Here is an 11,272-nt window from a genome sequence, read left to right on the forward strand (position 1 = left end):
AAGTAATCCTGCTCCGGATCCCCTGACATGTTTTGAAATGGCAACACTACGATGGACGGTTTATCAGGCAGCGTGAGAGCCGGCAGCGCCGCAGGGCTCTCGCCGCCGATGTCAAAGATGTGAACCGGACGGCTGATGTTTTTAAGTTCGACCTCGCCGCGATCATTGAAGGAGGTGCTGAGCCGATCACGAACCTGCTCGTGGACGGCGCGAGACAGGGCAATACCGCCAGGGTCGGCGATGCCTTCAATACGCGCGGCGATGTTGACGCCATCGCCCATTAGATCCTCTCCCTGGACCACGACATCACCGACATGGATGCCGATGCGCAGCCGCAGCGGTTGACCCTCACCGGCCTTTGCCTCGACCTGCTTCTGGATTTCCATCGCACAGGTTACGGCCTGAACCGCGCTATTGAACTCAACTAGAAAGCCATCGCCGGTTTCCTTGAACAGGCGGCCGGCATGCCGGGCGATGGCGTGATCGACAATGTCGCGCCGCAGGGTTGCCAGCCGCGCGAGGGTGCCGGTTTCATCTGCACCGATCAGGCGGGAATAGCCCACGACATCGGCAGCCACGATTGCTGCCAATCGCCTTACAACCTGCTCGCTCGTCATTGAGCTATCCTTGAAGCTGCAGTCTGCCCGGTGGCTAAGCAGAATTGCATCTTATGTGACGGGCGCGCCGGTGTCTTCCTCGGTCCGGCCCCAGTTTTCACGATTGGACCGGAGAGGCCTCAACAGCAGCTCTGTTCCGCTCTTGGCACCTTTAAGACATGCCGACCGACCCCGGCCACGTCTGTTTATGGGGGTATTCCGGAAGAGGTCGGCGGGTGGCCAAAACGACGCGATTGACCCAACTCGGACATGCGAGCCGGCCCCATCGACCAGAGAATGAAAGGCGCGAGATCGACGTCGTGTTTGATGCGTTCGATGCGTTAGGCTGGCTCTTTGAATCCCAAGTCCACGGCCAATGGCTGATTTGAATGCCCACCAGTCCTTGGTGATTTAGCGCACAGTTCTTCTCAGCCATGTCACCTAGGTAACAGCGCTAGGCGATCCAATTGATTGGCCTTAGTTCTCATCTCAAAGGAGCAACGACTATGATCTACACCCGTAACTGCAATGGGAATGTCGTGTCCAACCCAGTACAGGGCGTCCGCGCTTTGGAAGACGACTGTCTGGATTTCGTCAGCGGCGGTGTCGTCCCCGGCGACGGTGGCTGCATTCCCCCGTGGCTCGGTAAGTTCCTTCGTCGCTTTATTCCCCTGCCCAATCCGTCGTTCCCGCAGTTCTAACTGAAAAGGAATCATCACAATGAATAGCAACCATCTCGAACACACCAACCAAGTCCTCTCCGATGATGATCTCTCGGCTGTTTCTGGCGGCTATAGCTGGAATCAGTTTGTGGGCGACGTCAAAGGCGTCGGCGATTCCTTCGTCCAGGGTCTCAAAGACGGTTATCAGCAGATCAAGGACATCATCAAGTAAACAGGAGAAAGACTATGCAACACGACCAGAAGATCGGCGCTGCTTTCGAGCTTACATTTGACCAGCTTGATGAAGTGAGCGGCGGAGGCAATACGGCAAATTCCATCGCCTACTTCGCAGGTCTAATGATTGGAGAAGCTATTGGCGTGGTGAAGCTGCTTGGCTCCGAGATCGCCAGCTTAAAGAAATAAGCTTACTGTCTCCAGAGGGCGGCCCTGTGGCACGCCCTCATTTTTTCATATTTCTCTATGTCGAAGCAGCGCATCAACCCGCGACTTGAGCCGCCCACAAAGCTCTAGTTGTGGACAATCGAAAATACCGCAAACGCGATTGGCGCCCTCATCACCATACTTTCGCGACGGCCGACGAAGTGATCATTCTTCGCTGCCGCGCACCAGTCCGCATTTGGCACGAAGCGGAAGAGCCGAGCCAATCTGGCGATGTCCGTTGACGGGGGGAGACCGGAGTGGCTGGCCGACCGTCAAACCGACGCGATGGACCCCATACCGGACATTGCGACGGAGGCTCCGCCGTGCCAAACTTCTCTTCCTTGATCGGAGCGCGTCCGATTCAGCAGATCGCGAAAGTTACTTGAGTCGGCGAGAAACGTAGCCGCTCGTGCGCCCCCAGCAAGCCGCGTGCATGGGAGGAAACGATGTTCAAGCTTTTGGGATACATGTTCGTGCTGTGCTTCGTCAGTCAGCCGAGCTTCGGTGACGACAGCAACAAGGTGCTCGGCACCTGGAAGCTAGTTTCCTATGAGACCGAAGTTCAGGTGACCGGGGGGAAAGAGCCGGCGATGGGAGAAAACCCGACCGGCTACGTTGTCTTCAACGCCGAGGGGCGCGTGTTCCTCGTCCTGACCGGAGACGCGCGCAAGCCTGCGAAGTCCAGCCAGGAACGTGCCGAGCTGTTTACCACACTCGTCGCCTATACCGGCACTTATCGCGTCGAAGGGGACAGGTGGACTACCAAGGTCGAGGTGGCGTGGATTCCCGAGTGGGTCGGCACCGAACAAGTCCGATCTCTCACGGTGGACGGTGAGCGACTGCAAGTGTTGTCGCCATGGCGTGTGAACCCGAATTGGGCGGACAAGGGGATGACGCGCAGCATCGTCACCTTCGTACGGTCTAAATAGACGTGCGGCGGCATGTCTGGATGTGGCGCTTTTCGGACCTGGCAGGCCGGACTTACGATGTCCGTTCTTACGGACAATTGTGATCCGCCGGTCGGCCTGAAGCTGCTATGGCTTAGACTTCTCGGGGCCAAGGCGCTCGGCCTCGCGATCGCGGTATCTTCCTGTGCGACGGCACGGTGATCGAATGAGGCGATTTCTCGCTACGGGGCCGGTCCTTCTGGTTGTGCTGCTCGCCTTCGCGTCGGCGGCCACAGCTCAAGCCGTGCGGAAAGTGGCGCACGTAGGGATGCTGTGCCCAAACTCGTGTGCACCGGCGCCAGTTACAAACGCTCTATCAGACGAGCTTCGCAAGCTCGGCTGGCTCGAGGGTACCACCATCGTCATCGAGCGTAAGGAAGCGGGTGGTCGCTTCGATCGGCTGCCGGCGCTCGCCGCGGATCTTGTGCGATCGAAACCCGATCTCATCGTCGCCTTCACTCCTCAGCCCGTGCGCGCCGTTAAGGAAGCGACCTCCGAGATACCAATCGTGATGCTCTTCGTCGCCGATCCGCTCGGTTTGGGACTTGCGTCAAGCCTCGCTCATCCGGGCGGAAACCTGACTGGTGTCGCCACGCTGGCTGGAGGCAATTTCGTGGGAAAGGCGTTTGACATTATTCGAGAACTTTTGCCACAGGCGAAGCGTTTGGCAGCGTTCTTCAATCCTTCCAACGAAGTCCATCGGCTGGGATTAAGGGACGCACTATCTGCGGCTGCCACGCTCGGCTTTCAGCTCGACGTTATCGAGGTGCGTAAAGCAGAGGAAGTTCCTGGCGCAATTGCTACCGCTAAATCCGGAGGGGCGGAAGCATTGTACGTAGGGGGTGACCCGATCCTTAACTCCCCAACGAGCCGGGTGTCCGAACTTGCGGTGCAAGCAGGGCTGCCGCCGATCTATTTGGCGGGCGCCCGAGAGGGTGGCGGATTAATTTCTTATGGCCCTGACTATCCGGCCTTGGCCCGACGTGGGGCCCACTATATCGATCGAATTCTAAAAGGCGCCAAACCGGCCGACCTTCCAATTGAGCAGCCCACCAAATTCTTGCTTACCATCAATCTCAAGACCGCGAAATCGCTCGGTATCGAGATTCCGCCGTCGCTTCTCGCCCGCGCCGACGAGGTGATCGAATAAGGCTTGTCACTTCCGGTTTTGGCACTTTTCGGACCTGGCCGGTTGGCCTGGCGATGTCCGTTCACGGGGGCAAAGCAGACTTCGAAAGACCGCCGACTTCCGGGTTTTACCCGGAGCCGACTTCTTTATCGGCGACTTCCGTTCTGGACCGACGCCTTGCCGCACAGCCCGGAATGAGGGACATTCCGCGCCCTGTAATCGGAGGCACCCATGGTTGCGCTGCTTCGACTGGCCCAGATCTTGTCCCTCGCGGCCGCTCTTTGCTTCGCGGCTGCCGTTCCGGCCGGGGCCACGGCAAGTCTCACGTGCGCAGCCGACGACCACAATCTGAGCTTCGATCTGTTGGGCAACATCGGCAGCGGCGACGGCGGCGCGATCCAACTGATCGATGGCGAGATCAAGCTCAAGTCCTTACGTGGGAAATTTAATGCTCGCGAATTCAAGGTTACCCCCGAACACATCTCGGGAAAATGGAGCTTCGGAAATGAGTTGAGGATCGGTATCTCCCCCGAGAGCGTCGATGAAGTCTCGGTATTCCTCGCGATCATTGCCATGCGAGCGAAGAGCGGCGATAGCAATCTGGGCCGCTATCGGGGCGAATATGTTCTCAAGGTGCAGGGACCGAAGGGCGAGAGCGTACTCAGGGGCCGGTTGAAGGACTGCTCCGCGGGCTAGGCCCCGCTTTCGGGTAGCGTTTGATGTTAGCTAATGACAACGGACCTCAGCTCCAGCCCCTGCCACTCGGTTATCGATCTCGCCGCGAAGCGCAACAAAATCGATGGGCTTGGTCAGAAGCGCCTCGGCTCCGCCTTCCAGGGCTTTTCGCTTGGTATCCGCGTCGCCGTAGGCGGTGATCATGATGACGGGCACGTCAGGTCGTGCTGCTTTGGCCTTCGGCAAAAGCTCAAGACCGGTCATTCCAGGCATGTTGATGTCGGAAAGGATCAGAATCAACGAAGCACCTGCCACGTCACTGATCAGTTTAAGCGCGCTGTCTGCCGATTGTGCAAAATCCATCGTGAAGCGGCCGTCACGGATGTCGCGTCTGAATTGCTGGCGAAACAGCGCCTCAACATCGGGTTCGTCGTCAACAACAAGAATAAGCAAGTTCATTTGTCTGCCCCTGCCTTGCTCGTGGCTGCCACGCGCGGAAGAATGACCTTGAACTCGGTGAACTCGCCGGGCCGGGTATCAACCTCGATCGAACCGGCGTGCTGCTTGACGACAATGTCGTGGCTCAACGAGAGACCAAGACCGGTTCCTTCGCCTGGTGGCTTGGTCGTAAAGAATGGGTTGAATATCTTGTCCATCACCTCGGCGGGAATGCCGCCGCCATTGTCCCGAATTTTGATCTCAACGCGGTCGCCAAGGTTCCTGGTCGCAGCGGCGAGGGTAGGCTCGTAGCCATCAAGTTTCGTTTCCGCCTTGCGCTTCGTTGTCGCATAGAAGCCGTTCGAAATCAGGTTGAGGAGGACCCGCGTCATCTCCTGTGGAAACAGGTCGACCCTGCCAATCGTTGGGTCAAGAAACCGCTCCAAGTTCATTTTGAATTGCTGATTCTCGGCCCGGGCTCCGTGATAGGCAAGGTTGAGACATTCTTCGACAAGGCCGTTGAGATTGACCAGCCGACGCTCGCTGGAACCCTCGCGGGAATGCAGCAGCATGTTCTTGACGATCAAGTCGGCGCGTTTGCCGTGTTGAACGACTTTTTCGAGATTGCTTTTCAGCATGTGGGTCAACTCGTCCGACGTCACCCGCGTCTTGTTGTCGAGCGGCGCGGGCTTGAGCACATCATGCAGTTCGTCGACCAGTTCCACCGACAGTGCGGAAAAATTATTGACGAAATTGAGCGGGTTCTTGATCTCGTGAGCAATGCCTGCGGTGAGTTGGCCAAGCGAAGCGAGTTTCTCTGTTTGCACGAGGCGGTCCTGCGCGGCGCGGAGATCGTCGAGAGATTGCGAGAGTTTCCGCGTGCGATCCTGCACCTCATTAAACAGCCCGACATTTGAGATGGCGATCATGGCCTGATCGGCAAAGGTCTTCAGCAGCTGGACGTGGTGATCGTCGAAAAGACCTGGCACGACCCGAGTAACGGCAATGATGCCAATGGGTATGCCCTCGCGAAGCATTGGAACGGTCAGCGAGCTGCGCCAGCCGCGCAGCCGTGCGACATCGCGCAGAAAGTCAGGCGTGGCCTCGTCTTCCGTATCGGCAATCTGAGCGATTTCACCTTTGCGCATCGCCTCGCCGACCGGGAACGCCGACAGCGGCACATCCGTAATCGCTTTGAGGGCAGCGTCGGCGGTAGCATTGATCGACGTAAATGACATCAGGTGCACCGCATCGTCTACTACGCTGAAAACGGCGGTCGAAAGGCCGTTGACCAGCCGGTTGGATCGCTCCGCGATGGCTTCGAAAACAGGCTGCACATCGTCGGGCGAACTGGCGATCACCTTCAGGATGTCGGCCGTCGCGGTTTGCCGTTCCAGCGCCTCCTTGGTCTCGTTGAACAGCCGCGCGTTTTCGATGGCGATCACGGCCTGGTCGGCGAAGGTCTGCACGAGCTCGATCTGCTTATCGCTGAAGGGGCGGACATCACGGCGTGTCAACACGAACACGCCGATGGGCGCGCGCTCGCGCAGCAAAGGGACACCGAGCCGCGTACGCACTTCCGGATCTTGAAATTGGTAATTTGGGTCGGTCTGAGAGTCTTCGATATGAACGGTTTTGCCTTCGAGCAAGACCCGTCCTATCGTGGTATCCGTGCCGGGTTGGAACGAGCAGTTCTCAAGAAACTCCTTCCTGCGAGGAGAGAGCCCACAGCTTGCCGTCAGGCAGTAGGCGTCATCTTTGGGCTGAAAGATCGTTCCCTCGTCGGCGTCGCACAGGCGGCCCGCCGATTCGACTAAAGTGTCCAGCACAGTCTGCAGGTCGAACGCCGAGCGGCTGATGACCTTCAGCACATCGGCGGTCGCGGTCTGCTGTTGGAGGGATTCCCGCAATTCCTTCAGCAGCCGCGTGTTCTCGATGGCGATCACCACTTGTTTGGCAAAATTCGCCAACAGATCGATCTGCCTGGTACTGAATGGCCGCACTTCCTTCCGGTAAATCGTGATGGCGCCGATCGGTTCATTTTCCCGGAGCATCGGGACATTGAGGACAGTCCTCGCCCCTGCGCGATCGGAAATCGCGACAACAGCGGGATCGCCCTCGAGATAGGGAGGCTGAGTCCTGATGTCTTCGACTTGAAAGGCTTCCCTGTTTCGGGTCGCCGTTACCACACCGCTTTTCGGATGAGGTCTAAATTTCTGCGGAGTCTCAGCGAACGCGGGCGGAACGTTGTAAAGCGCCACGTTTTGGTAGCTGTCTCCGTCAAACAGACCCATCGTGCCAAAATTCGCACCGCAGATACGCGTCGCGTTCTCCAGCATCTTCTGGAAGACGGGCTCAAGATCGCCCGCCGAGGCGCTGATGACCTCGAGCACCTCCGACGTTGCCGTCTGTTGCTCAAGGGATTCCGACAGCTCCAGAGTCCGGGCCTGAACCGCATCAAACAGTCGAACGTTTTCGATGGCGATCACCGCCTGATCGGCAAAGGTCTGCAGCAAGGCAATCTGTTTATCACTGAATGGATGTACTTCTGTACGGCGCAGCACGATGGTTCCGATGCTTTCGCCCTCGCGTAACAAGGGTACGCACAGAAAGCTGCGGTTGCCGGTGTGGCGCGCCAACTCCCGAGTCCCGGGGAATTCATCGCCTTCGGCGGACTGGATGTCGCGCACATGGATCGGTTTCTTGTCGAGGACCGAGCGCCCCGCGACCCAATCACGGCTGATCGGCCATTTTTCTAAAGTGATCGGTATCGGGCCGTGATGCGCGCCAAGACGCAGGTTGTCGTCGTCCCTCAGGCGTACTACGGCGTCATATGCCTCGCAAAGCTCGCAAGCGCTCTCGACAATGGCCTTCAGCACCGGTCCAACATCGGTCGGCGAGGATGCAATCACACCGAGAACTTTGCTGCTCCCGGTCTGGTAAGTCAGCGCCTCGGACAAGTCGCGGGTCTTTGCTGAACTTCGTCGAACAACCTGGCGTTCTCGATCGCAATCACCGCCTGATCTGAGAACGTGGTGAGCAGCACCATCTGCTTGTCGGTGAAGGGGCGCACGGAATTACGCGACAAGCCGAACACGCCAATCGGAACTCCCTCGCGCAGCAGCGGCGTGCCGATCAGGCTGCGATAACCGCCAAAATCTCTGCGCTTTGCTCAGCTTGTACTCCGGATCGGTTTGGGCATCGAGGATTTGGACAGTTTTGCGCTCGAGCAGAGCTCGACTGGTCACACTTTCACGCCCCGGCTGGAAGGGTATCCGCTCCAATTCCTCTCTGAGCTCCGCCGTAAAGCCACAGTGCGCCCGGGTTTGAAAATAGCCCGCCTCGTTTGGAAGGGCGATTTGTCCGATGTTGGCCTCGCAAAGTCGGACGGCCGACTCTACCAGAGTGTCAAGCACTGTCTGCAGATCGATTCTCGATCGGCTGATGACCTTGAGCACATCGGCGGTCGCGGTCTGTTGCTGCAAAGAATCGCGCAGTTCCTTGAGCAGTCGCGTATTCTCGATGGCGATGACAGCCTGGGCTGCAAAGTTCGTGACGAGCTCGATCTGTTTGTCGGTAAATGGCTTCACTTCCTGTCGGAAAATGCCGAACGCGCCGATCAGATCGTCTCCCTTGAGCATCGGCACGTTCAACAGGCTGCGCGCGCCCCCAAGTTCGGCGGTTGCACGCCTTAGCGGCTCGCCGGCCGCATACGTCTCATCAGCCTTTGTATCTACGATGTGGATCGTTTGTTTCGTGCTAGCAACGCGACCCAGGCCGGTCGTCGAACCGGGCCGGATCGGCCCCAGGTTGAGGTATTCTGCGTAAGCCGGCGTCACGCCGAGGGTCGCGATAGCAGTGTAGGCTCCATTCTCGTATCGGAACAAAATCCCGATGTTGGCCTCGCAGATGCGCGTTGCATTTGCCAGCATGCTCTGAAACACCGGCTCCAGCTCGCCAGGCGTGCTGCTGATCACCTGAAGGACTTCGGACGTCGCCGTCTGCTGCTCCAGTGATTCTTTTAGATCGTCGGTGCGCTGCCGTAGCTCGTTGAGCAGTCGGGTATTCTCGATGGCGATGACGGCTTGTTTGGCGAAGTTGGCGACGAGTTCGATCTGCTTTTCAGTAAACGGCTTGACCTCCTGGCGGTGAATCGTGATTGCACCGACTAATTCGTTTTCCTTGAGCATCGGCACGACAAAATATGTCCGGGCCCCCGCAAGATCGGCTATTGCAACAACGGAAGGATTGCCCTCCAGATAGGGCGGCAGGGTTCTAATATCTTCGATGTGGACTACTTCGTGGGTTCGGGCGACGGTGCCGAGACCACTTTGCGGATGCGGTTGGAACGGCGTGGGCGCCACCCAAGCGGCGTAGGCGGCTGGCACATTGCAGAGCGCAACGGGACGGAAACGACCATCCTCATAAAGATTCATCTGACCAAAATTTGCGCCGCAAATACGCGTTGCGTTTTCCAGCATACTCTTGAACACCGGCTCCAAGTCGCCCGGAGATGAGCTGACGATTTGCAACACCTCGGAGGTCGCGGTTTGCTGCTCTAGCGCTTCGGCCAGATCGCGTTTAAGAGCTGCGTTTTCTCTCTCTAGATCGACGTTCTCAGGCTCACGTTGGCGCTTCGTCGGCGCCTTGCCTCCAGTCGGAGAGCCACGTACCGCGTGTCCGCGCTTCGCCATTTGGACGCTCCGGTCCAGGAACGCTGCAACAACGTCAATAGCGCCAAAGCTACTCAATCCGGAGGCTGCCGTATAGGTCGGTTGAGCGACTTCAGCTTCTGCCTTTGGCGCTTCGACCCCGGGGCGGCCTGACGATGTCCGCTCCTTGGGGCAGAACGGACATTCCGCAGCCAGGCCGCGATGTCCGAGCCAGACACGCGGACATCGGTTCCTTTTGTCATTGGTCCGCGAAAGGTAGGCGATGAAGTTCTATTCGGCCTATGGGGCGCCCTCGGCTTACGGATATGGCACCGCTGTTAAGCGGCAGTCATGGGTCGCCAGTCTTTTCAAGGTGGGTCGGCGCGTTCGCGTCCGGCCGCCGCGCAATCAGAACAGTGACGATACACTCCAGCACCGTCTCTCGCCTTTGATTGCGCAAGAGGATCCGGAGGCGAAGGATTCCCCTATCGGATTTGGACTTCGACTCGCGTTTTTCCAGGACCCTCAAGTCGAGATCGAGCTCGTCGTCCGGGCGTACTGCGTTCGGCATCCTCAGCTCATCCCAGCCCAGTCCGGCAAGGAAATGGAGTCTTGGCTGAAGCTGGGTCGTCAACAAAATATAGATCGAGAAAGTATGGGGACTGCAGGCGGTTAGTCCCCCGAAAATTGAACGCGCTGCAGCCTCCTCATCGATGTTTTCGGGCACCGGATCATACTGCTTGGCGAACTGAACGATTTCGCTCTTGGTGACGAGATAGGGTCCGGCTGTGCAGCTGTCACCGACTTCCACGTCTTCAAATTACAAACTGCCCATCGGTTTGTCCTCCGCGAGAATGGCTCGATTTAACCGATAAGAATACCAAACTGACGCGCGCTCTCGACGAACCGCCTTCGAGGGTTCGACGTGGGGGCTTGCCTAGCTGCGGATAAGCAACTGGCGTTGTGCTCAGCATAACGGAATCGCTTCCCGCCCGAAACGTGATGGCCGCAATTTTTCGGAAAATCGCTATGGCTGTCGATGGAAAGGCTTCGTTACAGCGTGGCATCCTCGTCACGGACGATTGGCGATGCGGTCTGCTGCGGTGCACGAGTCGGGTAATGGCACAAATCGGCGGTTAAAGGGTGGGCAGAGCATGTCCGCTCTGCCCTGGTATTTCAGACATCAACTTGTTCCGCGCAGTCGCTAAACCAACGTCCACTGTTGGGGAAAAGTGGACTCTGCGTTGACGAGATCTGATGGCCGACCGACACGCTGAAAAAGTCGAAAATTGAACGACCAGGAAAATCTCGCGAAAGGCGTTGCTCTTCTATCGGGGAGGGCAGTGATTAGATAGGGAGGGGGCAACCCAAGGAGTTGCCATGAAAAAGCCTCTGACGATACCGGACGAGTCGCAACCCCGCAACATCACACGCGCTGACCTTGTGATGACCGAGGGGTTTGGCTTGGAAGTCGATGGCCGGATGAAGACGGTATTTCCAACGCTTGAAGCGGCGCAGAAAAGGGCGATGGATCTCAAAGCTGAGTTTCCGATGCTCCAAGTCAAGGTGTACGACGCTGCGGAAAAGAAGTTGTTGGAATTGTCGCCGACTGAGTGATGCTATAGACCATAAAAATTGACCAGATTATCCTTCCAGCGGAAGCGAACGTCGTCGGCTTTTAGCCTGCGCAACGGTGAGACGAGGCCGTGGCGATGACTGACAAGCATCCAAA

General features: G+C 57.9%; 14 protein-coding genes. 8 read left to right on the top strand and 6 right to left on the bottom strand.

The genetic code is table 11. The annotated features are described in order from the left end of the window. The coding region (locus JQ575_RS23105) for an adenylate/guanylate cyclase domain-containing protein (protein ID WP_283842636.1) at window positions 1-617 on the bottom strand (617 nt) is incomplete at its 3' end. Between the two features lie 485 nt (window positions 618-1,102). On the opposite strand from JQ575_RS23105, the gene JQ575_RS23110 reads away from it, so the two are divergent. The 7 genes from JQ575_RS23110 (at window position 1,103) to JQ575_RS23135 (ending at window position 4,471) form a co-directional block, all read left to right on the top strand. Then, window positions 1,103-1,297 (top strand): hypothetical protein, encoded by a 195-nt coding sequence (locus JQ575_RS23110; protein ID WP_212035459.1) that lies wholly within the window; start codon window positions 1,103-1,105, stop codon window positions 1,295-1,297. Window positions 1,298-1,316: 19 nt separating this feature from the next. Then, window positions 1,317-1,490 (top strand): hypothetical protein, encoded by a 174-nt coding sequence (locus tag JQ575_RS23115; protein ID WP_212035460.1) that lies wholly within the window; start codon window positions 1,317-1,319, stop codon window positions 1,488-1,490. Window positions 1,491-1,504: 14 nt separating this feature from the next. Further along, window positions 1,505-1,681: a hypothetical protein gene (locus tag JQ575_RS23120; protein ID WP_212035461.1), complete on the top strand. Its 177-nt coding sequence runs from the start codon at window positions 1,505-1,507 to the stop codon at window positions 1,679-1,681. 464 nt (window positions 1,682-2,145) lie between these two features. Continuing rightward, complete coding sequence (locus JQ575_RS23125) at window positions 2,146-2,628, top strand: lipocalin-like domain-containing protein (RefSeq protein WP_312016001.1); 483 nt, start codon at window positions 2,146-2,148, stop codon at window positions 2,626-2,628. A gap of 57 nt (window positions 2,629-2,685) precedes the next feature. Further along, window positions 2,686-2,808, top strand: coding sequence for a hypothetical protein (locus tag JQ575_RS45770; protein WP_283842637.1), 123 nt, complete (start codon window positions 2,686-2,688; stop codon window positions 2,806-2,808). Window positions 2,809-2,812: 4 nt separating this feature from the next. After that, the gene (locus tag JQ575_RS23130) at window positions 2,813-3,796 is read left to right on the top strand and encodes an ABC transporter substrate-binding protein (protein ID WP_212035462.1); all 984 of its coding nucleotides are present in this window, start codon (window positions 2,813-2,815) and stop codon (window positions 3,794-3,796) included. Window positions 3,797-4,006: 210 nt separating this feature from the next. Continuing rightward, window positions 4,007-4,471, top strand: coding sequence for a hypothetical protein (locus tag JQ575_RS23135; RefSeq protein ID WP_212035463.1), 465 nt, complete (start codon window positions 4,007-4,009; stop codon window positions 4,469-4,471). Between the two features lie 30 nt (window positions 4,472-4,501). On the opposite strand, the gene JQ575_RS23140 is transcribed toward JQ575_RS23135, so the two are convergent. From JQ575_RS23140 to JQ575_RS23160, 5 genes are all read right to left on the bottom strand, one after another. Next, window positions 4,502-4,909, bottom strand: coding sequence for a response regulator (locus JQ575_RS23140; RefSeq protein ID WP_212035464.1), 408 nt, complete (start codon window positions 4,907-4,909; stop codon window positions 4,502-4,504). After that, a complete protein-coding gene (locus tag JQ575_RS23145; protein ID WP_249166837.1) occupies window positions 4,906-7,848 on the bottom strand; it encodes a GAF domain-containing protein in 2,943 nt (980 codons plus the stop codon). The genes JQ575_RS23140 and JQ575_RS23145 overlap by 4 nt, the downstream gene beginning before the upstream one ends. Beyond that, window positions 7,833-7,985, bottom strand: a complete 153-nt coding sequence (locus tag JQ575_RS44810) for a GAF domain-containing protein (RefSeq protein WP_312016002.1) — start codon at window positions 7,983-7,985, stop codon at window positions 7,833-7,835. Before JQ575_RS44810 ends, JQ575_RS23145 begins: the two co-directional genes overlap by 16 nt. Next, window positions 7,966-9,582, bottom strand: a complete 1,617-nt coding sequence (locus JQ575_RS44815; protein WP_249166838.1) for a GAF domain-containing protein — start codon at window positions 9,580-9,582, stop codon at window positions 7,966-7,968. Before JQ575_RS44815 ends, JQ575_RS44810 begins: the two co-directional genes overlap by 20 nt. A gap of 307 nt (window positions 9,583-9,889) precedes the next feature. Next, the gene (locus tag JQ575_RS23160; RefSeq protein ID WP_312016003.1) at window positions 9,890-10,351 is read right to left on the bottom strand and encodes a MaoC/PaaZ C-terminal domain-containing protein; all 462 of its coding nucleotides are present in this window, start codon (window positions 10,349-10,351) and stop codon (window positions 9,890-9,892) included. A 569-nt stretch (window positions 10,352-10,920) separates the two neighbouring features. On the opposite strand from JQ575_RS23160, the gene JQ575_RS23165 reads away from it, so the two are divergent. Next, window positions 10,921-11,157 (top strand): hypothetical protein, encoded by a 237-nt coding sequence (locus JQ575_RS23165; protein WP_212035465.1) that lies wholly within the window; start codon window positions 10,921-10,923, stop codon window positions 11,155-11,157. Window positions 11,158-11,272 lie beyond the last annotated feature (115 nt).

The organism is Bradyrhizobium sp. JYMT SZCCT0428, from assembly GCF_018131075.1.
Classification (GTDB): domain Bacteria; phylum Pseudomonadota; class Alphaproteobacteria; order Rhizobiales; family Xanthobacteraceae; genus Bradyrhizobium.

Excerpts from the sequence above, each read along its gene's own strand:
- JQ575_RS23125 (WP_312016001.1), top strand. The coding sequence starts at position 2,146 with ATGTTCAAGCTTTTGGGATACATGTTCGTGCTGTGCTTCGTCAGTCAG.
- JQ575_RS23140 (WP_212035464.1), bottom strand. The coding sequence starts at position 4,909 with ATGAACTTGCTTATTCTTGTTGTTGACGACGAACCCGATGTTGAGGCG.
- JQ575_RS44815 (WP_249166838.1), bottom strand. The coding sequence starts at position 9,582 with ATGGCGAAGCGCGGACACGCGGTACGTGGCTCTCCGACTGGAGGCAAG.
- JQ575_RS45770 (WP_283842637.1), top strand. The coding sequence starts at position 2,686 with ATGTCCGTTCTTACGGACAATTGTGATCCGCCGGTCGGCCTGAAGCTG.
- JQ575_RS23110 (WP_212035459.1), top strand. The coding sequence starts at position 1,103 with ATGATCTACACCCGTAACTGCAATGGGAATGTCGTGTCCAACCCAGTA.
- JQ575_RS23135 (WP_212035463.1), top strand. The coding sequence starts at position 4,007 with ATGGTTGCGCTGCTTCGACTGGCCCAGATCTTGTCCCTCGCGGCCGCT.
- JQ575_RS23130 (WP_212035462.1), top strand. The coding sequence starts at position 2,813 with ATGAGGCGATTTCTCGCTACGGGGCCGGTCCTTCTGGTTGTGCTGCTC.
- JQ575_RS23115 (WP_212035460.1), top strand. The coding sequence starts at position 1,317 with ATGAATAGCAACCATCTCGAACACACCAACCAAGTCCTCTCCGATGAT.
- JQ575_RS23165 (WP_212035465.1), top strand. The coding sequence starts at position 10,921 with ATGAAAAAGCCTCTGACGATACCGGACGAGTCGCAACCCCGCAACATC.
- JQ575_RS23120 (WP_212035461.1), top strand. The coding sequence starts at position 1,505 with ATGCAACACGACCAGAAGATCGGCGCTGCTTTCGAGCTTACATTTGAC.